The 23,414-nt window shown below is 43.9% G+C and carries 19 protein-coding genes; 13 read left to right on the plus strand and 6 right to left on the minus strand.

All coding sequences use genetic code 11. The annotated features are described in order from the left end of the window. Window positions 1-96: 96 nt before the first annotated feature. From J3L18_RS22225 to J3L18_RS22245, 5 genes are all read right to left on the minus strand, one after another. Entirely contained in the window at window positions 97-831 is a 735-nt protein-coding gene (locus J3L18_RS22225; RefSeq protein WP_091172976.1) for an acyl-CoA desaturase, read from the minus strand. A 156-nt stretch (window positions 832-987) separates the two neighbouring features. Then, entirely contained in the window at window positions 988-2,001 is a 1,014-nt protein-coding gene (locus J3L18_RS22230; protein WP_091172979.1) for an LLM class flavin-dependent oxidoreductase, read from the minus strand. A 183-nt stretch (window positions 2,002-2,184) separates the two neighbouring features. Then, window positions 2,185-5,514 (minus strand): vitamin B12-dependent ribonucleotide reductase, encoded by a 3,330-nt coding sequence (locus tag J3L18_RS22235; protein WP_129567817.1) that lies wholly within the window; start codon window positions 5,512-5,514, stop codon window positions 2,185-2,187. Between the two features lie 380 nt (window positions 5,515-5,894). After that, complete coding sequence (locus J3L18_RS22240) at window positions 5,895-6,656, minus strand: phosphosulfolactate synthase (RefSeq protein WP_090534791.1); 762 nt, start codon at window positions 6,654-6,656, stop codon at window positions 5,895-5,897. 266 nt (window positions 6,657-6,922) lie between these two features. Continuing rightward, window positions 6,923-8,326, minus strand: a complete 1,404-nt coding sequence (locus tag J3L18_RS22245; RefSeq protein WP_091172989.1) for a tetratricopeptide repeat protein — start codon at window positions 8,324-8,326, stop codon at window positions 6,923-6,925. Between the two features lie 238 nt (window positions 8,327-8,564). Here J3L18_RS22245 and amaB point away from each other — a divergent pair, with 238 nt between their 5' ends. The 13 genes from amaB to J3L18_RS22310 all read left to right on the plus strand — a co-directional run bounded on the left by amaB (window position 8,565) and on the right by J3L18_RS22310 (window position 22,600). Beyond that, complete coding sequence (gene amaB, locus J3L18_RS22250) at window positions 8,565-10,106, plus strand: L-piperidine-6-carboxylate dehydrogenase (RefSeq protein WP_129567818.1); 1,542 nt, start codon at window positions 8,565-8,567, stop codon at window positions 10,104-10,106. 321 nt (window positions 10,107-10,427) lie between these two features. After that, the gene (locus J3L18_RS22255; protein WP_129567819.1) at window positions 10,428-12,077 is read left to right on the plus strand and encodes a S8 family serine peptidase; all 1,650 of its coding nucleotides are present in this window, start codon (window positions 10,428-10,430) and stop codon (window positions 12,075-12,077) included. A 160-nt stretch (window positions 12,078-12,237) separates the two neighbouring features. Then, entirely contained in the window at window positions 12,238-12,762 is a 525-nt protein-coding gene (locus tag J3L18_RS22260; RefSeq protein ID WP_129567820.1) for a YceD family protein, read from the plus strand. A gap of 16 nt (window positions 12,763-12,778) precedes the next feature. After that, complete coding sequence (gene rpmF / locus J3L18_RS22265; RefSeq protein WP_090534782.1) at window positions 12,779-12,970, plus strand: 50S ribosomal protein L32; 192 nt, start codon at window positions 12,779-12,781, stop codon at window positions 12,968-12,970. Between the two features lie 16 nt (window positions 12,971-12,986). Then, entirely contained in the window at window positions 12,987-13,925 is a 939-nt protein-coding gene (gene plsX / locus J3L18_RS22270) for a phosphate acyltransferase PlsX (RefSeq protein ID WP_129567821.1), read from the plus strand. Window positions 13,926-13,935: 10 nt separating this feature from the next. After that, the gene (locus tag J3L18_RS22275; protein WP_091173008.1) at window positions 13,936-14,925 is read left to right on the plus strand and encodes a beta-ketoacyl-ACP synthase III; all 990 of its coding nucleotides are present in this window, start codon (window positions 13,936-13,938) and stop codon (window positions 14,923-14,925) included. A 260-nt stretch (window positions 14,926-15,185) separates the two neighbouring features. Further along, on the plus strand, window positions 15,186-15,659 hold the full coding sequence (accB, locus tag J3L18_RS22280; RefSeq protein ID WP_091173011.1) for an acetyl-CoA carboxylase biotin carboxyl carrier protein: 474 nt from the start codon (window positions 15,186-15,188) through the stop codon (window positions 15,657-15,659). A gap of 148 nt (window positions 15,660-15,807) precedes the next feature. Next, a complete protein-coding gene (gene accC / locus J3L18_RS22285) occupies window positions 15,808-17,142 on the plus strand; it encodes an acetyl-CoA carboxylase biotin carboxylase subunit (RefSeq protein WP_129567822.1) in 1,335 nt (444 codons plus the stop codon). Between the two features lie 67 nt (window positions 17,143-17,209). Next, window positions 17,210-18,079, plus strand: a complete 870-nt coding sequence (tatC, locus tag J3L18_RS22290; protein ID WP_129567823.1) for a twin-arginine translocase subunit TatC — start codon at window positions 17,210-17,212, stop codon at window positions 18,077-18,079. Window positions 18,080-18,238: 159 nt separating this feature from the next. Then, window positions 18,239-18,676, plus strand: a complete 438-nt coding sequence (gene rpiB, locus J3L18_RS22295; RefSeq protein WP_129567824.1) for a ribose 5-phosphate isomerase B — start codon at window positions 18,239-18,241, stop codon at window positions 18,674-18,676. A 121-nt stretch (window positions 18,677-18,797) separates the two neighbouring features. Beyond that, window positions 18,798-20,366: a M28 family peptidase gene (locus tag J3L18_RS22300; RefSeq protein ID WP_189549039.1), complete on the plus strand. Its 1,569-nt coding sequence runs from the start codon at window positions 18,798-18,800 to the stop codon at window positions 20,364-20,366. A gap of 322 nt (window positions 20,367-20,688) precedes the next feature. After that, a complete protein-coding gene (locus J3L18_RS22305; protein ID WP_129567825.1) occupies window positions 20,689-22,077 on the plus strand; it encodes a LutB/LldF family L-lactate oxidation iron-sulfur protein in 1,389 nt (462 codons plus the stop codon). Window positions 22,078-22,081: 4 nt separating this feature from the next. Then, window positions 22,082-22,600, plus strand: coding sequence for a dihydrofolate reductase family protein (locus J3L18_RS22310; RefSeq protein WP_129567826.1), 519 nt, complete (start codon window positions 22,082-22,084; stop codon window positions 22,598-22,600). A gap of 66 nt (window positions 22,601-22,666) precedes the next feature. Here the strand turns inward: J3L18_RS22310 and J3L18_RS22315 are convergent, their stop codons facing one another. Beyond that, window positions 22,667-23,227, minus strand: a complete 561-nt coding sequence (locus tag J3L18_RS22315; protein WP_129567827.1) for a hypothetical protein — start codon at window positions 23,225-23,227, stop codon at window positions 22,667-22,669. Between the last annotated feature and the right edge of the window lie 187 nt (window positions 23,228-23,414).

Below are 23,414 nucleotides of genomic sequence, written 5' to 3' on the forward strand. Positions count from 1 at the left end.
TTTTCCTTTCGCCTTTGACCTTTCACCTAAAAGAAAAGGTCAAAAGCAGAAAAGAAAACCTTTTGCCTTTGACCTTTCGCCTTTAACCTTAAAAGCTTATAAATACGCTTTGCGCAGTTTAATGATCCGCATCCAGTGCATGAGTTTCATTACGGGGTAAACAGGGTCTATTTCAAACCACTTAGCGCCGAAATTAGCTTTATTCGGATGCTTATGGTGATTGTTTTGAAATAGTTCGCCCAGCATTAAAAAATCAAACGGGGTAGTATTTTTTGACTTATCTCCATTATCAAAATTTTGATAGCCATATTTATGGCCGCACCAGTTTACAATAGCACCATGAATTGGGCCCATTAAAAAGTGAATCGGGATCAGTAGATACATCCACCATGCGGTAGCAAATTCTACATAAAATAAAATATATAAAATGCCGAATGAAATACGGGATACAACCGATGATCCTATGAAATCAACAAAACGCCATTCAGGAATGTTACCTTTAAAACGTTCTTCAGGTTCTTTAAGCTTCTTTACATGCAGCCTGTAGCTCTTAGCTGTATATACCATCATCTGGAAAACATCCTTAAAAAAATGAGGCGAATGCGGATCCTTTTCGGTATCACTATATGCGTGGTGTTCACGGTGCATAATGGCATAAGCCCTCGGGTTTAAAAACGATGATCCCTGGCAAACATAAGTAAGCAGGTAAAACATTCCTTCGTAAAACTTATTGGTTGTGAACATTTTGTGAGATGCGTACCTGTGCAGGAAAAACGTTTGAAAAAATAGCGACAGAAACCAGTGCGCTATAAAGAATATGATAATAACCATTGAATTGTAGAAAATAGACTTATTTATAATCTTTCCAAAGATACGATTTAAAGCCTTATAAAGTTTTTTAATATGTGAATAATGATACCGGCGTTAATAAAAAATGCCGTTACTGGTATAGAAACGGCATTTAATTAAAAAAGTTATTTACCGGAATTACAATAGTTCAAACTGTTTGGCCAACAATCGGTACGATTCAAGCCTGTCTTCAAAGTTTTCGGTAATGGTAACAGCCATGATCTCATCCACTTCATAGTCATTGGCAAGCCACATTAACTTCAGCTTCAGCTCGGCAGGCGAACCGGCAATTACACGGTAACGATTATAACGAATGCGTTCCTGTTCGGCAGGTGTATACTCCACATCTTTCACATCGTCATAGCTTAGCGGCACTATTGGCCCGCCTTTTTCAAACTGCAGAAAGCGATGGTCCATAACGGCCTGGTGTTGCTTTACTTTTTCTTCATCTTCCGAACAGAAGATAAACACCGCTACATTGGCCTCTGGCTGTTGCAGATCATCAGATGGCTGAAATCGCTCCTTGTACATTTTAACACTTTCAGGTCCGCCATTGGGGTTAATAAAATGTGCAAAGGAAAAACCCATACCGAAATGCGCTGCAAACAAGCCGCTTTGTCCGCTTGAGCTTAGCAACCACATGTTAGGCACGGTTTTAATCTGCGGGATAGCCCTGATACGCGCCTGTATGGTTCCCGGTTCGTAAGTATCATGAAAGTAATTCTGCAGATCGGCCAGTTGCTCAACAAAGTCCTGCTCCCTGAACTGGTTTGAAGGGTTAAGCGCGGCTGCGGTGATCCTGTCAGTACCCGGCGCGCGGCCCATTCCAAGGTCAATCCGGCCGGGGAACAGCGCCTCCAGCATCCTAAAATTTTCAGCAACTTTAAGGGTGCTGTGGTTTGGCATCATGATACCGCCCGACCCCATGCGCATGTTTTTAGTTTCGCCGGCCAAATGGGCTAATAATACTTCGGGCGTTGAGCCTGCTATAATACCCATATTATGATGTTCCGAAATCCAGAAGCGGGTGTAGCCAAGGGTATCGGTATATTTTGCCAGTTGTATAGTTTCCTGTATGGCCTGCTCGGCAGTAGCGCCTTTTCTTATTGGCGACTGGTCGAGCACGCTCAGTTTAATTTTGTTTGTGCTCATATCTATTGTGAACACAAAAATAAGCATCGGGTTGCAGGCGGGCTTTATGCCAGGGCTTTTATGGCATTGCAATTACTATTACTGCTGCATTAATTTTGACCCTGGTAATAAATAAGCCCCGCCTGGTGAGCGGGGCCAAACATAATTAACTATTTATAATTGATTTGAAAAAATCCGTATTGATTACGAGCATCCCATTGAGTTGCCGCAGTTTAAGCATTTATAACAGGTACCTGAACGAATCGTGGTATGCCCGCAAACGTTACAGCTTGGCGCATCACTTTGTACACCCATACTAACATCGAAAGATAAGCCTTTTCTTTGAGCATTAATAGAATTATCTGAAGATAGCGTAGATGGCTGGTACACATTGGTTTCATCGGCATTAAAATCCTCATCACCCATTTGCGGGTTTCCCAATATGCCATTTTTATCGGTTATGATGTGTACCAGGTCGGTGCGGTCCTGGTATTCATAGCCCAGCATCCTGAAAATATAATCGATAATGGAGGTTGCACTTTTAATATTGGTATGCCCTACCACCATTCCCGCCGGTTCAAAACGGGTGAAGGTAAATTTTTCTACGTATTCTTCCAGCGGTACACCATATTGCAGGCCGATAGAAACCGCGATGGCAAAACAGTTCATCAATGAGCGGAAGGTTGCACCTTCTTTATGCATATCTACAAAAATCTCGCCCAGGGTACCGTCCTCATATTCCCCGGTACGTACAAATACGGTTTGCCCGTCAATACTGGCCTTTTGCGTAAAGCCGCGGCGTTTGTACGGCAGGTGTTTCTTTTGCACCACGCGCGAAAGCTGGCGCATAAAATTTGTATCCTTTGATTTCTCCATGATGGCCATGGCTGCTTCAATAACCTGCTCGGGTGTCAGATCGCTCAGTTTTACGTTAGCAGCTTCGCCTAATACTTCTTCAATTGTATCCAGCTTGTCATCAGCTTCTTCCTTAACATCTGATTTGGTTGAGAGCGGTTGGGATAGCTTACAGCCATCACGATAAAGTGCGTTGGCTTTCAAGCCCAACTTCCACGAAAGCTCGTAGCAATCTTTGATCTCATCAACTTTGGCTTCGTTTGGCAGGTTGATGGTTTTTGAAATGGCACCTGAAAGAAACGGCTGCGCTGCTGCCATCATTTTGATGTGCCCATGGGCATGGATATAGCGCTGGCCTTTTGCGCCGCATTTGTTGGCGCAATCAAAAATAGGATAGTGATGTTGTTTCAGGTACGGCGCTCCCTCGATGGTCATAGTACCGCAGATATACTCATTAGCTTCTGCAATTTGTTTTTTGCTGAAACCAAGTGCGCGCAGCACATTAAAATCGGGCGCATTATACTGCTCGGCCGTGATGCCCAAACGTTTCAAACATTCTTCGCCCAGCGACCAGATATTGAAAGCAAAACTGATCTCAAAGGCAGATACCAGGCCTTTGTCCAGCTTTTCCAGTTCATCATCATTAAAACCTTTGGCTTTAAGCGTATCTATATTGATATGCGGAGCACCTTTTAGGGTCGCTGCACCTTTGGCATAATTAACAATGGCGGTAACTTCATGTTCCTGGTAACCTAAATTGCGCAAAGCCTCCGGTACGGCCTGGTTAATGATCTTGAAGTAACCGCCGCCCGATAGCTTCTTAAATTTCACCAGTGCAAAATCCGGCTCGATACCCGTAGTATCACAATCCATCACCAAACCGATAGTTCCCGTCGGAGCTATAACAGTGGTTTGGGCGTTGCGGTAGCCATATTTTTCGCCCATTTCAACAGCCTTGTCCCAGGCATTGCAGGCAGCTGAAAGCAGGTAATCGGGGCAATGCTTTGGGTTAATACCCGGAGGGGTAATTTCCAGTCCCTCGTAGTTTTCGGTAGAGTTATACGCAGCATATCGATGGTTGCGCATCACCCGCATCATGTGCTCCTTATTATCATTATAACGGCTGAAAGCACCCAGCTCACGGGCCATTTCGGCTGAAGTTGCATACGCAGTGCCGGTCATGATGGCGGTGATGGCGCCGCCAATAGCACGCGCTTCGTCACTATCATAAGGTATGCCGTTCACCATCAGGGCCGAACCCAGGTTGGCATAACCAAGGCCAAGCGTGCGGTAATCATAGGATAATTGTGCTACTTCTTTTGATGGGAATTGAGCCATCAATACGGAAATTTCCAGTACAATGGTCCACATGCGGCAGGCATGTTCAAAACCTTTTACATCAAATACACGTGTTTGCGGATTAAAGAAATGAGCAAGGTTGATGGATGCCAGGTTACAGGCCGTATTATCCAAAAACATATACTCCGAGCAGGGGTTAGATGCATTGATCCTGCCGCCTTCGGGGCATGTATGCCACTCATTGATGGTGCTATCAAACTGAACACCGGGATCGGCACAGGCCCAGGCAGCAAAAGCGATATCGTCCCACAGTTTTTGCGAGGATATGGATTTAACGGTTTTGCCGCTCATCCGGCTGGTTAAATTCCAGGCCGAGCCGGTTTTAAGTGCTGTGAAAAAGCTATTGGGAATGCGTACCGAGTTATTGGAGTTTTGACCCGATACCGTGCGGTAGGCCTCGCCTTCATAATCAGACGAATAACCTGCGGCTATCAGGGCTGCTACTTTCTTTTCTTCTTCCACTTTCCAGTTCACAAAACCCTCAATTTCGGGGTGATCCAGGTCAAGGCAAACCATTTTGGCTGCCCTGCGGGTTGTCCCGCCCGATTTGATAGCTCCCGCTGCCCTGTCGCCTATTTTCAGGAATGACATCAGGCCTGATGAATAACCACCGCCCGATAGTTTTTCACTCTCACCGCGGATCTTAGAAAAGTTTGTACCTACGCCCGATCCGTATTTGAAAATACGGGCCTCACGAACCCAAAGGTCCATGATGCCGCCCTCGTTCACCAAATCGTCATCAACAGAAAGGATGAAGCAGGCGTGCGGCTGCGGGCGCTCATAAGCTGAAGTTGACTTGCTCAACTGTTCTGTTACCGGGTCGACATAATAGTGCCCCTGTGGTTTGCCGGTAATGCCGTATGAAGTATGCAAGCCGGTATTGAACCATTGCGGCGAGTTTGGAGCAGCCAGTTGCCCAATAATAGTATAAACTATTTCATCATAAAAAATCTCAGCATCTTTTGACGAAGCAAAATAACCATATCGCATGCTCCAATCCTTCCAGCAGTTGGCCATACGGTGGGCAACTTGTTTAATGCTTTTTTCAGATCCGGTTGAGCCGTCGGGTTGAGGTACGCCTGCCTTACGGAAATATTTTTGAGCCAGGATATCAGTAGCCACCTGCGACCAGCCCGCCGGTACCTCAACATCGTTCATTTCAAATACAGCATCGCCTGAGGGGTTGCGGATCACCGACGATCGCTTTTCATATTTAAACAGGTCGTAAACACTGGTACCTTCTTTGGTGAAATAGCGTTCGGCTTTGAGCCCCTTTTCCCCACTTGCTGCGGGCGCCTTCCTGGTAATGTTTTTAGCCATAGCTTTTACAGATTATGATAAAATTAACTGAGTACGTGCAACGTTAAAAAGGTTCAGGGGTTTTAAATCAAATCTATTAGTATGCTGAACAGCATAATAGCCGGAGTTTTCCACATGCCTGGAATAACATGCATCCCTTGTTCTTATGCAAGATAAATTAATTGATTTTTAAATACTTGCAGTGTTGATAATTAAGAATTGATGTATTTTTTTTGAAAAAGGCATATAGTTTTAACAATGCTCAGTCACTGTGTTTTAGCCTGCCGGCGCCAGTCTTGTGAGGTTGCATGTGTGTAAGGTTGACTCTTGCTTTCTAAAACAAAAAGCCTCCGGATTGCTCCGGAGGCTGGGTTAATTGTTATATTAAGATCAGTCAACAATTACATCTCTAAAAAATGGTCGAAAGTATCGCTGCGGATACCTAACCTTAGGGTTTCAAGCGGGATGATATCCGTTGGGGCGATATTACCCAAGCTAACATTTGCACCTATCAATTTAATGAACCAAACCTGCTGTGCTTTTTGAGGCGCTTCCCATATAATTGTCCCTTCGGGGATCTGGGTTAGGATCTCATCAATCAACCCCTGGCGTACCTCTCCCGAATCACGATAGATACCAACGTTACCGCTTTCACGAGCTTCGGCTATCACCTTCCATGAGCCGGCCTCAATTTCGGCATTCATCAATTTGATCCATTTATAAGGAGCAAAAATCTTTTGAACATCTTTTGAGCCAACTTCGGATATTACCGTAACTTGTTTGGCCAGCTCGCTGATATAGTTACATTTTACATCATGCTCAATAGTGATCGAACCATCGGATACTTCGCAATGTTCCAGCTGGTACTTATCCAATAAACGGCGGTAATCGTCAAACTGGTTACGTACAATAAAGGCCTCAAACAGGGTGCCCCCAAAATAAACAGGGATGCCGGCCTCCCGGTAGAGCTTTAGCTTTTGTTCAAGATTAGGGGTTACATATGATGTAGCCCAACCCAGCTTTACAATATCGGTATACGGCCCGCCAACTTCAATAAAATCTTCAACCTGGCGCAAGCTAAGGCCTTTGTCCATAACCATGGTAATGCCTTTATCGCGGGGTTTAGTTGTACGATCAGGAAGATGATTAATAGTGTAGTTCATTGTAAGTATTTGTTATAGCCTATAACTAAAAGTTCTAACGAGGCAAAGGTCGCAACAAATATGCAGATGTGCAAATTTCAAATGTTAAATGATTTTAAAGCTCATGGTAAATTCATTGTTGGTAGTGAGTGGGTTGATATGCCGTCATCTTGCGGCCGCGCGTTTATCTTAAAGCACGAAAAGACACATATTCTATGCGTCTTTTCATGCTTTACCTTATTAACAGATAGAACCATTCACCTAATCAACTCAATCAACCATTCTCCCTACTTAGTATATCTGTTGATAATATCCACAATCACTTTATTCTTTTGCAATTGCGGCAGGTAATCAAACAGGATGTAATGTTTTTCCGGATCGGCTGCTAAAGCATACTCCAGGTTGTTAAGGGCTTCATTGTATTCGCCTTTGGCAAACAGGTAGGCAACCATACGATAGTAAAGCTCGGCCGCTTCGGGGTTATTTTTGATAGCCTGGGCTATAATTTCAATAGCTTCATTAAGCTTTTGCTGCTCGTAAAGTATCGACGAATAATCAAGCCAGGCATCAATATCAAGCGGATTTAGCTCAACCACCTTTTCGTAAGCCTTTTCTGCTTCATCCAAATGCCCGAGCTTATATTCGGCATCGGCAATAGCAAACCAGTAATCGGCATTGGCGATGTCAAGGTCAAGCGCTTTTTTATAAAAGTGCAGGGCCTCAAAATAGCGCTCCTCAAAATCAAGGGTTACACCTATCCCAAACCAGGCATCGGCCAGCTTTGGATCCATTTTAACCGATTTTTTGTAGAAAGCCCGGGCGTCGTCCATTTGCTCCAGCTTTTCGTAGCATTCGCCAATGGCACAATACGTATCGGCATTAGGCTGTTCATACTCAAAAGTATGACGGTATACTTCTATAGCTTCTGCATATTTTTCAAGGTTAACCAGTGCGTTGCCTTTGTTAAAATAGGCCGAAGCAAAGCTGTCCTTAATTAATATAGCATAGTCATAAGCATCGATGGCTTTTTCAAACAGACTCAGCTTGGTATAAGCGTTGCCCAAGTTATACCAGGCCGCGTAGCTGTACGGTTCGTTATCGATATATTGCTGATAAAACTGTACGCTTTCCTGCTGGTTGTCCATTACGTCGTAGCAAAAAGCCAGCTCGTAAAGGGCATCCTGGTTTTCCATATTTTGCTTAAGGCAAAGCTTAAGATAGGTTATAGCAGTATCATAATCGCCCATGTTTTGATAAACGTAAGCTATGTGCAGCAGGATCTCGTCGGTCTCTTCGGCAAGGTCAAGCGCTTTTTCGTAATTTTCCAGCGCCTCGGAGTAACGCTCCAGGCTTTCGTACAGATTACCACGGATGATATAGATATCCGCGTCAGATGCTTCGAGCATAGCAGCTTGGTCCAAAGCGGCAAAAGCCTCCGGAACCTTGTTGCTTACCACAAGCAGTTGGGCCTGTTTAATCAGGAAAATTGCCGCAAAAGGGTGCTGGCTTCTCGCGTACTCTGCTACCTGTAATGCCCTGGCCGGATCATTTTTTTCGATGTAGTAGTCGATAATGTTCTCAAACGCCTGGGCATCAAAAAAGTACAAGTCCTGATTTCTGATCATTTCCTCGTACCGTTCTACCGAGAATTTTGGGTCTTCGGTAAAACCAAATTCAAATTCTTCTTCCATTCAATTTTGTTTGCAGAACATCCGCTTTAGGTTGACAAATTGCCTTGTAAAGACTTATTGAGTTCAAATTACAATAAGTAAGCATCCAAAATGCAATTTAGTTTTCAACATTCAAACATTCTTAACAACTGTTCAATACAAAGCATTGATAATTAATGACAATGGATACAACAGGCAAGCGATGAGTGATTCTGAAAAATTGCCCTAAAGATTTCTACCTTTGGCAAAAGTAACAATTATGGAGCCTAATATTTCAGATATCCTAAAACGTTTACATATAAACGATATTAATGACGCCTTTAGTACAGGCAGTACCTGGGGCAGCAGCAACGGTGCTGCAGTAAAAAATATAACATCGCCGGTCGATGGCAAAAAAATAGCATCAGTAAGGCTGGCAACCGAAGCAGATTATAACCAGACGATTAAGCAGGCCGCCAAGGCATTTAAAACCTGGCGTAAAACCCCGGCACCTAAACGGGGCGAAATAGTGCGCCAGATTGGTGAGGCTTTACGCGCAGCCAAGCATGACCTGGGCACCCTGGTATCCTACGAAATGGGCAAAAGCCTGCAGGAAGGCCTGGGCGAGGTGCAGGAAATGATAGATATTGCCGATTTTGCAGTTGGCTTAAGCCGCCAATTATATGGCTTAACCATGCACAGCGAAAGACCAGAGCACCGCATGTATGAGCAATACCACCCGCTGGGTATAGTGGGTATTATTTCGGCATTTAACTTTCCTGTTGCAGTTTGGAGCTGGAACTCCCTGCTGGCCTGGGTGTGCGGCGATGTATGCATCTGGAAACCATCCGAAAAAACGCCTTTAACAGCTATTGCCTGCCAGCATATAGCACAGGAGGTTTTTAAAAAGAATAACATTGAAGAAGGCGTTTCATGCCTGGTTATCGGCGACCGCAACATTGGTGAGCTCATGGCTGCTGATACGCGTGTTCCCTTAATTTCAGCCACAGGTTCAACCCGTATGGGTAAAGCGGTGAGCGCCGCGGTTGGTGCAAGGTTGGGCAAAAGCCTGCTGGAGCTTGGCGGTAACAATTCAATTATCATCAGCGAAAATGCCGATTTGGACATGTCGCTCATCGGCGCGGTGTTTGGTGCAGTGGGTACTGCCGGCCAGCGTTGTACCAGTACCCGCAGGCTTATTATTCACGAAAGCGTTTACGATGCCTTTAAACAAAAATTAGTTAGCGCCTACAAACAAATCAGGATTGGAAACCCATTGAATGAGCACAACCATATGGGGCCGTTGATTGACGCCGATGCTGTTGCCTTGTATCTTGAGTCGATTGAAAAATGCAAAGCCGAAGGCGGCAACTTTGTAGTTGAAGGCGGCAAGCTGGAAGGCGCAGGTTATGAATCTGGTTGCTATGTTAAACCGTGCATTGCCGAAGTTAAAAATCACTTTAAGATAGTGCAGCATGAAACCTTTGCCCCTATCCTTTACCTCATTAAATACAGCACTATTGAGGAGGCCATCGACCTGCAAAATGGTGTTCCGCAAGGACTGTCATCGGCTATTATGACCAATAATTTGCGCGAGGCAGAACAATTTTTATCCTACGCAGGTTCTGATTGCGGAATTGCCAATGTTAACATCGGTACATCGGGCGCCGAAATAGGCGGCGCTTTCGGTGGCGAAAAGGAAACCGGCGGCGGCAGAGAATCAGGTTCGGATGCATGGAAAGTTTATATGAGGCGACAAACCAATACTATAAACTATTCAAAAACGCTGCCTTTAGCCCAGGGGATAAAGTTTGATTTGTAGTTTCTGAACCAGGATTTGGAGGAGTTTTTAGGATTTATGGGATTGCTGTTCCTATTTTATAAGTAGGACACAAGAAAAAATCCTGTCCATCCCCATAATCCACCCAAATCCCAGTTCAGACAGTGTTAGGGATAGTAGCGGATACCGGCCACGAGCGTAAGGCCTGCAGGCGTATGAGCGGATAGCCCGGCCGAAGGCAACGCCCCGGAAAATAAAAATTAACCTAAATGAAAGCCGGCACGTAAAAAGCCTGGTAAGATTATATAGAAACTAAAACGATTCATTAGTCTTTAAATAAAGACATCATATTAAACACTGTTCATGTTCAAATTTTGCAAGTACTTAAGCGCAACCACTTTATCAGCAGCATTATTAGTTAATTTACCGGCATCGGCACAACAGGCCCCTGTTACCGATCCTGCCCCGCCAAAAGCCTGGCATCTGCTTGATTTAAAGGAGAGCGGCTTTTACGGCATCAGCTTAAAGCAGGCTTATATGTTTGTGCAAGGCAAAAAAAGCAAGCCGGTTGTTGTTGCAACTATTGACAGTGGTGCCGATACCTCACAAACGGATCTTAAAACAGTGCTATGGATAAATAAAAAAGAAATTCCGGGAAACGGCATTGATGACGACCATAACAGCTACGTTGACGATATACACGGATGGAACTTTTTAGGCGGCCCCGGCGGCAAAGCCGACTTTACCGAAACCACAGAAGAGGTACGTGAATACAATAAATTAAAAGGTAAATATGCCTCGGTTACGGATTCGACTGCTACCAATAAAAAAGGATATGCTTACTGGCTGCGTGTTAAAACGGTTTATGATTCAACAGTAAACAAGGCCAATACCGAAATCGGCCAGCTTTCGCCGGTAATGAACGCGTTGATGGTTACCAGCGGGTATATTAAGCGCGGTCTGAACTTACCGGCAAACGGCACTTTTACCCAGGCCGACCTTGTTAAGGTTAAAGCCACTAATGACACCCTAAGCCAAAGCAAATATGTTTGGGAATCGGTATTTTCGCAGGAGGGAGCCGGTTCTACCAACGCTAAAATCATTAAAGACCTGAGCGAATATCTTGCAAAGCTCAACAACGATGTATCGCCTGATCTTACTTCGCGTAAGCGCGTTGTGGGGGATGACCCTGATACTATGGATGGCAAACCATATGGCAATAACCTGGTAAAATTTGCCGATGCGGCACATGGCACCGGTGTGGCCGGGCTCATTGGCGCGGTGCGTAACAACAATTATGGTATCAATGGTGTGGCCGATAATGTAAAACTGATGATCATTAAGGCCATCCCTAATGGCGATGAATATGATAAAGACGTAGCCAATGCTATACGCTACGCGGTTGATAACGGCGCCAGGGTGGTTAACATGAGTTTCGGAAAAAAGATCTCGCCGCATAAGGAATGGGTAGATGCAGCTTTCAAATATGCTGCCTCAAAGGATGTTTTATTAGTGATGGCTGCCGGTAACGATAACCAGGACACGGATCTTCAGCCCGAATTTCCAAATGATACTTTCTTAGATGGCTCGTCGACCGATGCCGATAATGTGATCAGTGTTGGAGCTTCGGGGCCTAAGTTAGGGCAGAATCTTGCCGGCGATTTTTCAAATTATGGCAAAAAAAGCGTGGATATTTTTGCGCCAGGGGTAAAAGTTACCTCCATTACTACCGATGCTGAGGTTGATACAGAAGACGGCACCAGCTTTTCGTCGCCAATAACGGCAGGCATTGCGGCTTTGATATTAGAATACTATCCAAGCCTGAGCGCTAAGCAGGTAAAGGAAGCTATTTTAGGCTCGGCAACACCGCTAAGGGGCACCATGGTATTAAAACCCGGCAGCAAAACCGAAAAGGTTGATTTTACAACGCTATCCAAAACCGGGGGCATTGTAAATGCTTACAAAGCATTGCAACTGGCCTCAAAGATGAAAGGCGACAGCTTAGCAAATTGATTTTTAACAATGTTACAGCGATTTTTGCGCACATAAAAATCGCTGTAACATAACCTTTTACCTTTAACCTGGCGCCTTTCGCCTCTTCAAAGGGGCAAAATAAAAAAACACTTTCCAGTTATGGTATTTTTCTCTACATTTGCGGGCTAATTGTTGCTCATTGAAATCGCTTAAAAAATATTCGATTCCCTTTACGGGGCTTAAACTTGGAAAACACCAGTTTGAGTATGACATACAGGATGACTTTTTTGATGAGTTTGAATATTCGCTCGTAAAAAAAGCAACCCTGCACTGCGAGGTTGAACTGGATAAGCAGGAAACTATGCTGATCCTGAATTTTAAGATAGACGGCACAATTGATACCACCTGCGACAGGTGTTTATCGCAACTGCCGCAGCAGGTTGATATTACTGAACAGCAACTAGCTAAGTTCAGCGATGAATTGATAGATGAAGACGAGGAGATCATTACCCTTGGCAAAAACGATCATGAGATTGATGTAGCCGGGCTGATTTATGAATACATTAACGTTGCAGTGCCGTTTACATCGGTTTGCGACAACGAGGGTGAAACCCCTTATTGTGATAAAGAAATGCTTGAAAAACTAAATAGCTTTTCGGCAAATGGTGAACAAAGTGAGCAAACAGACCCACGGTGGGATGCGCTCAGGAAAATGAATAAATAATTAATATTAGGATATTATGCCACATCCAAAGCGGAAATTTTCGAAATCAAGGAGAGATAAACGCAGAACGCATTACAAAGCGGAAGCTCCAACTTTAACTACCTGCCAAACTACAGGCGCTGTGCATTTGCCGCACAGGGCATATACTGTTGATGGTAATGTTTACTACAACGGTAAAGTTCTTATTGAGAAAGCAGCAGTAGCATAAGTTTAATTTTCTGAAAATGAAGATTGGCTTAGATATTATGGGCGGTGATTACGCTCCCAAAGCAGCTGTTTTAGGAGCTATCGAAGCGTATAAAACTTTATCTGCCGACCAGAAACTGGTGCTTATTGGCGATAAGGAAGTTACAGTAAGTATTCTTCAGGAAAATGGTGTAAGCCCTGATAACTTCGAGTTTGTACATACAACCGAAGTTATTGGTATGGGTGAGCACCCCACCAAAGCTATTGTTCAGAAGCCTGATTCGAGCATATCAGTTGGGTTCCAACTGTTAAAAAGCGGCGAAATTCAGGCCTTCTCATCGGCTGGCAATACCGGCGCCATGCTTGTTGGTGCCATGTTCAGCGTAAAAACTATTCCGGGTGTTGTACGCCCGGCAATGACTACTATTGTACCCAAACTTAAAGGCGGTTTGGGTATTTTGTTGGATGTAGGTGCCAATGCCGATTGTAAGCCCGATGTGCTTGTTCAGTTCGGCGTGCTCGGCAGCTTGTTTGCCCAAACCGTTTATGATATAGCCAATCCACGGGTTGCGCTCATAAATATTGGCGAAGAGGAAGAAAAAGGTAATATCCTTAGCCAGGCCACCTACCCATTAATGAAAGCTACAACGTTGTTTAACTTTGTAGGTAATGTTGAAGGACGCGATCTTTTCAGTGAAAGCGCCGACGTTTATGTATGCGACGGTTTTACCGGCAATGTAATATTAAAGCTTGCCGAATCGTTCTATATTATAACGCGGAAGAAACAGCTAAAGGACGAGTTTTTTGACAGGTTTAATTATGAACAATACGGTGGCAGCCCTATACTGGGTGTAAATGCCCCCGTTGTTGTTGGTCACGGCATCTCGAGCCCCGAGGCAATAAAAAACATGGTCCTTTTATCAAAGAACATGGTAGAGAGTAACCTCGTTGATAAAATAAAACAAGCATTCCAGTAATTTTATAAAGATGAGTAAAGTTCATGCCGCTATTACCGCAGTACATGGTTACGTTCCCGACTATGTATTAACCAACCAGGAACTGGAAACAATGGTTGATACAAATGACGAATGGATAACCAGCCGTACCGGTATCAAAGAGCGGCGCATATTAAAAGGCGAAGGCCTTGCTACATCTGATATGGCGGTCCCTGCCGTTACCGAGCTGCTCAGAAAACGCGGCATCGGTGCCGAGGAGATCGATCTTATCATCTTTTGTACTACTACCCCCGATATGATCTTCCCGGCTACAGCAAACCTTTTAGCGCATAAAATTGGTGCTAAAAACGCATGGGGATTTGATTTGCAGGCAGCCTGTTCAGGCTTCCTATACGGTTTAACATCAGGCGCACAATTTATTGAAAGCGGTAAGCACAAAAAAGTATTGGTAGTAGGCGGCGATAAAATGTCGGCTATTGTTAATTATGAAGACCGTGCTACCTGTATTATTTTTGGCGATGGCTGCGGTGCTGTATTACTTGAGCCAAACGAAGAGGGTAACGGTATCATCGATTCTATTTTAAAGAGCGATGGTTCGGGTGCACAGTATTTAAACCTGAAAGCCGGCGGCTCATTGAAACCGGCAAGCCACGAAACGGTTGACGCTAAAGAACACTTCGCCTACCAGGAAGGCCAGGCCGTATTTAAATTTGCAGTAACCAATATGGCCGATGTTGCGCACGAGGTAATGGAACGCAACCACCTTACCGGTGATGATATTGCCTGGCTGGTACCACACCAGGCCAACAAGCGTATTATTGATGCTACTGCAAACCGTACAGGTATAAGTTCAGATAAAGTGATCATTAACATCGAGCGCTATGGCAATACCACCAACGGCACCATCCCGCTTTGCCTGTGGGAATGGGAAAGCAAGTTTAAAAAAGGGGATAACCTTATTTTAGCAGCTTTTGGCGGTGGCTTTACCTGGGGTTCAGTTTATTTAAAATGGGCTTATTGATGTACAGATTATAGATGTTCAAATTTCAGATGTGCAGATGTGCAAATTTCTATTAAAAAGCATATTTGATATATCAAAAAATTAAAACATCCGTAAAAAGTGCATGTTATCTGCTTATGAACAACGTAACTAACAGGCTACTTATGGTATCCGCTCACTAATTAATCAACACATAACTTGCATATCTGCGCATTTGCATATCTGCACATTTGACTATAACTTAGATATAAACTTTGTCCAAAACCAATTAATCCTTCAACATGGATATTAAACAAATTCAGGACCTTATTCGCTTTGTTTCCAAATCGGGCGTGAACGAAGTATCAATCGAGCAAAAAGATTTTAAGATCACAATAAAAACCAACGAGGTGCAACCTACAGTGGTTCATGCCACTATTCCGGCAGTTACGCAACCTGTTACACAGGCATTACCAACTGCACCGGCTCCTGCGCCTGTTGAGCCTGCTGCTCCTGCTGCTCCGGATACGTCGAAATACATTACCGTAAAATCACCAATGATCGGTACTTTTTACCGTTCATCAAGCCCGGATAAACCCCTGTTTGTTAATGTTGGCGACGAGATTAAACCAGGTAGCGTAGTATGTATCATTGAGGCTATGAAACTGTTCAATGAAATTGAATCTGAAGTTTCAGGCCGTATAGTAAAAGTACTTGTTGATAACGCTTCACCAGTTGAGTACGATCAACCACTGTTTTTAGTAGAACCAGTTTAATTGATGCACATATGTGCAGATTACAGATGTGCAGATGATATTTAATTCGTTTGCACATTTATAATTTACATATTTGCCCCTCAATCATTCATTAATATTTTTCATCTGCATATTTGCACATCTGTAATTTGCACATTCAAGAAAAACAATGTTTAAAAAAATATTAATAGCTAACCGTGGCGAAATCGCCCTTCGTATTATCCGCACCTGTAAGGAAATGGGTATTAAAACGGTTGCTGTATATTCAACTGCAGATCGCGACAGCCTTCACGTTCGTTTTGCCGACGAAGCTGTTTGTATCGGTCCGCCGCCAAGCCGCGATTCTTATTTAAATATTCCTAATATCATTTCGGCTGCCGAGTTAACCAATGCCGATGCTATCCATCCGGGTTACGGTTTCCTGTCTGAAAACGCTAAATTTTCGGCCATTTGCGCTGAGTATGGTATCAAATTTATCGGTGCTACTGCCGAGCAGATCAACCAGATGGGTGATAAAGCTTCGGCCAAAGATACCATGAAAAAAGCCGGTGTGCCTATTGTTCCCGGATCTGATGGTCTGCTTGCCGATGTAAAATCGGGTATTGCTATCGCCAATAAAATAGGTTACCCTGTTATATTAAAAGCAACTGCCGGCGGTGGCGGCCGCGGGATGCGTATCGTTTGGAAAGACGAAGAGTTTGAGAATGCCTGGGACTCGGCCCGTGCCGAATCAGGTGCAGCCTTTGGTAACGATGGCTTATACCTTGAAAAATATGTTCAGGACCCGCGCCACATCGAAATTCAGGTTGTGGGCGATCAGTTTGGCAAAGTATGCCATCTTTCTGAACGTGACTGCTCTATTCAGCGTCGTCACCAGAAACTGGTTGAGGAATCACCCTCCCCTTTCATGACCGAAAAACTCCGTAAAAAAATGGGTGAGGCAGCTATTAAAGGCGCCAAAGCTGTTAAATATGAAGGTGCCGGCACTGTAGAGTTTTTGGTTGATAAAGATCGCAACTTCTACTTTATGGAGATGAACACCCGCATCCAGGTAGAGCACCCGGTTACCGAAGAGGTGATTAACTTCGACCTGATCAAAGAGCAAATTAAGGTAGCTGCAGGAATCCCTATTTCAGGTAAAAATTACGAGCCAACAATGCATGCCATTGAATGCCGTATCAATGCCGAAGATCCGTTTAACGGTTTCCGTCCGTCACCGGGTAAAATAACCAATTTCCACTCACCAGGTGGTCATGGTGTACGTATTGATACACACGTGTATACAGGCTATGTCATCCCGCCAAACTACGATTCGATGATTGCAAAGGTAATTTGCGTGGCCCAAACCCGCGATGAAGCTTTAAGCACTATGGAGCGTGCATTGAGCGAATTTGTGATAGAAGGCGTTAAAACTACTATTCCATTCCATTTAAAATTATTGAAGGATCCTAACTTCCGCGCTGGTAACTTTACCACCAAGTTTATGGATACATTTGAAATATAATTCAAACTATCTTCATAAAATACTACGTACTTAGCAAGATAGCGTTTATACAGCGGTATATATTACAATGAGCGAGAACAAGATCATCAAGGCCATAAAGGATAAAGGTAAAACGTTAGAGGCAGAAATGTCTTTCTTTGATCACCTCGAAGCCTTGAGATGGCACCTCGTAAGAGCTTCGGTAGCAATTGTAATATTTACCGCTGTTGTTTTTTACTACTACGACTGGATCTTTGATACCATTATCATGGGCCCCAGTAAATCAACCTTCTGGACTTACCGGATGCTTTGCAAAATTGGCGCCGCCCTGCACCGTGATGGTTTTTGTATTGACAAAGTAAACATCAAGCTCATTAATACCGAAATGGCGGGCCAATTTACCCTGCAAATCAACTCGGCATTAATTATCGGTATCACATTGGGCGTCCCATATCTGATATGGGAAATCTGGCGGTTTATCAAGCCGGCCCTGCATGACGCCGAGCGAAAAGCCGCAACAGGCTTTGTATTTTATGCCTGTGTGCTTTTCTTTTTAGGGATCACTTTTGGGTACTTTGTGATCACGCCGATGTCTATTAATTTCCTGTCGAGTTATACAGTAAGTGCGGTTATCCAAAATTTATTTGATATCGATTCTTATATTTCGTCAGTAGCTACCCTTACCTTGGCTACAGGCGTTGTTTTTCAATTGCCAATCATCGTTTACATATTGGCCAACCTGGGTGTCATGACCCCTAAGTTCATGAAAGAAACCCGTCGTTATGCCATTGTGGTGATCCTGGTCATAGCCGCCGTAGTTACCCCTACACCTGATATGCTTACCATGACGGTGGTTAGTATCCCCCTGTTTGTGTTGTATGAAGTTAGTATTGTTGTAGCAGGCCTTGTTGAAAAACGTAAGATTAAAAAGGAGCTTGATTTCGAAAAAGGCAACTAACAGGTTTTAATATTGCTGTTTTTATTGCCCGGGATTGCAAATAGGTGAAATCTGCATATTTTATACTGGATTAATCCAATTTTTGAGCAGGCACACACTGGTCGCTTTATAACAAATTATTTACCTTTAAAAAGTAGTAAAACGTTATATTTTTGTTAAATGAAACAGGGACTAAAAATCGCTATCGGTTCGGACCACGCCGGATATGAATACAAACAAATTTTAACAGAGGCTTTATCATCAGTCGAAATAAAAGATTTCGGCACCTATTCATCCGAATCGGTTGATTATCCCGATTTTGCCCACCCTGTAGCCAATGCCGTTGAAAGCGGTGAATGCGACCTCGGAATCCTGATCTGCGGCGCAGCAAACGGTGTGGCTATAACAGCCAATAAACATCAGAACATCCGCGCAGCTATTTGCTGGAAAGAAGAAATAGCAGTACTGGCCCGTAGCCATAACAATGCCAACATAGTTTGCGTACCTGCCCGCTTTGTTACCCCCGAAGAAGCGAAGGCTATAGTAACTACATTTTTAAATACTGAATTTGAAGGCGGCAGGCATGCCAACCGTGTGGAAAAGATAGCCTGCATGTAATTAGGTTAAAGGGAAAAGGCGAAAGGTTAAAGTTTTTTTTATCTCTTCGTTTGTTTTACAAAATGCAGCTGCCTTTTGCCTTTCACCTTTAACCTCAAAAAAAGAACTATTAACTAAAAGAATGAATAAATTACCACTATTGCTGATCGCGCTGGCTTCGGCAACGACAGCCTGCGCCCAGCAGAATGCCACGGCAATGAAATATGCCGGGCTGATAACTGCTGAAGATGCGAAAAAGCACCTGAGCATCCTGGCTTCGGATGCCTTTGAAGGCCGCGAAACTGGCAAACCAGGCGCTGAAAAGGCCGCTAACTATATAGCCGCCGAATTTAAAAAATTAGGGCTTCAGGCTCCTGTTAACGGATCGTACTTTTTTGATGTTCCCCTTACCGAAAATGCGTTAAAAGTAACGGCATTCACCGTTAATGGTAAATCGTTTGAATATGGTACCGATTTTTATTTAGGAGGAGCATTCCCGGATAAAAGCACATCAGTCAACGATATTGTTTTTGTTGGGTATGGTACCGATACCGAAATAGGCAACATCGATCTTGCCGGTAAAATTGTACTTTGGATCAACGAAGACAGGCCCGAAGCAGGCACAACACCAAACACCAGCTACCGCATGAGCAATGCGCGTATGAAGGTTGTAAAAAACTTACAAAGCAAAAATCCGGCTATTATATTAGCTGCTAACCCCGGTATTGCCGCCGCACTGGCCCGTTTTGGAAAAAGCGTAACAAGTCCGCGGTTAACCATTAAAGACGAAGCAGGCAAACCGGCAAACACCAATGCCCCTGCATTTAACATCACTGCAGCGTTGGCTGACGAATTGGTAAAACCAACCGGCAAAACTTATGCTGATCTTAAATCTGCTTCGGCAGCATCTACTACTCCTGCAACAGATATTAAAAACAACGTGGTTATAAACTACGCAACTACTAAAAAAGATGTAAAAGCGGTTGATGTGTTAGGCTATATGCCGGGTACCGACCTGAAAGATGAAGTGTTGGTCTTTTCGGCACATTATGACCACATCGGTTTAAACCCCGACGAAAAGGCTAAAGATAAAGTAAACAACGGTGCAGATGATGATGGATCAGGTACTACCGGCGTTCTGGAAATTGCCCGCGCTTTTGCTAAAGCTAAAAAAGACGGGCACGGGCCACGCCGCAGCATCCTGTTTTTAGGTAACGTTGGCGAAGAAAAAGGTTTATTGGGTTCTGAATATTATTCAGATCATCCTGTATTCCCGTTGGCTAATACCATTACCGATTTAAACATTGATATGATTGGCCGCGTTGGCGAAGAATACATCGGCAAACCCGATTCTGCAAATTACGTGTACCCCATCGGGTCGGCCATGCTAAGCAAAGAACTGCATGAAATTGGAGAGAATGCCAATAACACTTACACCAAGTTAAAGCTTGATTACAAGTATGACGATCCAAATGATCCGAACAGGTTTTACTACCGCAGCGATCATTACAATTTTGCAAAACATGGCGTACCAATCATATTTTACTTTAATGGCGTACATGCCGATTATCATCAACCAGGCGATGAAGTAAGCAAAATCAATTTCCCGCTACTCGCCAAACGCGCTCAACTGGTATTTTACACCGGATGGGAACTTGCCAACCGCGATAAACGCCCTGTAGTGGATGCAACTGCTGCCGGAGGGAAATAGTGAGTGGTTGATTGGGAGAGTGGTTCTCTCATTAAAATAAAACACAAAAGGCGCACAATATGCGCCTTTTGTGTTTTATAAATAACTGCCGCGGGTTTAGCGCAGCGTAACCCGTGGGTTGTATCGGTTAAGTTTTCAACTTAACCGCTGAAGCTGAAAGCTTCAATTATTTAGAACCACGGGTTACGCTGCGCTAAACCCGCGGCAATGAGAAGCTTTTAAAACTTTCTAACATGTTATCTGTTCAAAAACAACCACTCACATAATCAACTTAATCAACCACTCACCCAAAAAATAAAACAAAAATCCTACTTTCGCATATATGGGAGCAACCTCGGAAGAATTTTTGGTAAAATCGGAGGAGAAGGCTTTTGATGCCGATCACCGTCGCATCATCAACTTCAATATTGACCGGTACAATACAGCGGTATCGCGGGGCCTTTCGCGCATTATCAATTTAGATAATGCCAAAAAGAAAGGTCATGTGCTTAAATGGAAGGTGATGGAAAACCTGGATAAGTTCCTACCCGAATTTGAGGCCAATTTTCAGAAACGAGGCGGCAAGGTGATTTGGGCTAACGACGTAGAAGAGGCCCAGCGTGAGATCCTGAACATCATCAAAAAAGCCAACGCCAAAACTGTGGTGAAATCCAAATCGATGGTTACGGAAGAAATTCACCTGAACGAGTTTTTGGAGGGCAATCAAATAGAATCGCTTGAAACCGATCTGGGTGAATATATAGTGCAGCTGTTGGGCCAAAAGCCATATCATATTGTTACCCCGGCTATGCACCTCAGCAAGGAGGATATCGCGAAACTTTTCCACGAAAAATTTGGCACCCCCATTGATGCCACGCCCGAACAGATTACACTGAAAGCACGCGAGTTGCTTCGCGAAAAATATGTACAGGCAGATGTGGGTATTACCGGCGCTAATTTCCTACTGGCGGATACCGGTAGCATCGCCATCAGCGAAAATGAAGGCAACGCACGCCTTTGCACTACATTTCCTAAAATACATATTGCTATTGTTGGTATTGAAAAAATCATCCCTTCAATTACCGATCTGGACCTGTTTTGGCCAATGCTGTCAACACACGGTACCGGCCAAAATCTTACGGTTTACAATACCATATTAAGCGGTCCGCGTAAGCCAGATGAAACCGACGGACCTGAGGAAATGTACGTAGTACTGCTGGATAATGGCCGCACCAACCTGCTGGCAAAAAAAGACCAGCGCCAGGGCCTTTACTGCATCCGTTGCGGGGCTTGCCTTAACGGTTGCCCCATTTATAAAAACATTGGAGGCCATACTTATGCCACCACTTACAGTGGCCCGATAGGCTCTATTATTACCCCGCATACTCAGGGGATGGAAAATTTTAAACACCTGAGCTATGCTTCAAGCCTGTGTGGTAAATGTACCGAGGTTTGCCCGGTTAAGATCGACATCCATAAAATGTTGCTCCTTAACCGCCGCGATGCGGTGAACGAAAACCTGGTTACCAATAAAGAACGCTGGGGCTGGGCTATCTGGAAAAAAGGAATGCTTAAACGCAAACTTACCGATTTTTTTGGCGGCGGCATGAAAAACTTCCTGCTTAAAACCTTCTTTAAACGTAATTGGGGCCATTTACGCGAGATGCCGCATGTAGCTGATAAATCATTTAGCAAGCAATGGCAGGAAATGAACAACACACCCGAAGAATAGTGCTATGCGTAAAATAATCTTAAACGTCGCTGTTAGTCTCGATAGCTATATTGAGGGCCCGAATGGTGAGTACGACTGGTGCTTTGACGACCAGGATTATGGCCTTACCGACTTTTTTAAAGCCTGTGATGCCATGTTCATCGGGCGCAAAAGTTATGAACTGATTATGCGTACCGATCCAAAAATGTTTGCTGCCATGAAAATGTATGTATTTTCGGATACACTTCATGATCCGCAAGCTGATAATGTTGAAATACTGAGGTCTGCTGATTTTAAAAGCAGGATCGAAGAAATCAGGAGCCAGGAAGGACGCGATATCTGGTTGTTTGGCGGGGCAGAACTTGTTGAAGCGTTTATCAAAAAAAATCTAATCTCCGAATTATTACTATCAGTACACCCGGTAATTTTAGGTAGTGGAAAACCACTTTTTACAAATATAAAAGAACGTATTAACCTGGTATTGCTTGGTGCCGAACAATTTTCAAGCGGACTTATTCAACTCAGATATATCGTCAAACCGTAGTTCAAATCTGTAATTACTTGAAAGCTAAAGTTAAAGGCCTATATGCCTGCTCTGCGCTTAGTTGCCCTATCCTACTTCAATAACCACAAAATCCTTTTGCATCCGTTTCACCTGCTCGGCCATGCGTTTAATAAACAGGTAATTTGCTGTACCGCCAATAACCGCGCCTACAACCGGAACCAGGCGTTCGGCAGTGCGGGTGCCTAATATCATGAGCATCCTTTCGGCAATGCCTTCCATCATGGATTTGGTGATAGCCACGCCGGCTTCCACCTTTACTGATGTTGCCACTAACGACATAAAATCGTCGAACCCATTATCATATGTGCCCCGGTAATAATACATAATGCCCATAATAGCCCTAAACTGCTGGGTGATCAAATTGATGAAATCAAATGGGATCCCCGCTACGAGGGTAAACATCCCCCCGCTGCCGGCCATAGCCCCCGAACCTGCTGCAAGACAAGCGCACTGGTTAATAAAACCTTCGAGGCCGAGTTTATCAACGCCGTTTTTTATTTTAAGCTGATCGATACCTTCAAATATTTTCCTAAACCCCATATGGGCAAGGCTTTCGGTATGTAAACGGATATCATTACCTATTTTATTGAATTTGATGAGTTTCATTGTTTATAAATTATTGGCAGTTATTACGCCGCTGTACTATTAACAACAGATCCATCTGCGTGTTTGTAAATTTGGTGGAAACAGAACAAATAAGTTTTATGGGATAGCTAAGCCATATTTTTCATCCTGATCGGGATCGCTCATATAGAGGCAGGCTTTTTCAGGTGGAATGATTTTCTAAAATTGC

Origin of the sequence: Mucilaginibacter gossypii, from assembly GCF_017569325.2 — a bacterium.
Classification (GTDB): Bacteria; Bacteroidota; Bacteroidia; order Sphingobacteriales; family Sphingobacteriaceae; genus Mucilaginibacter; species Mucilaginibacter gossypii.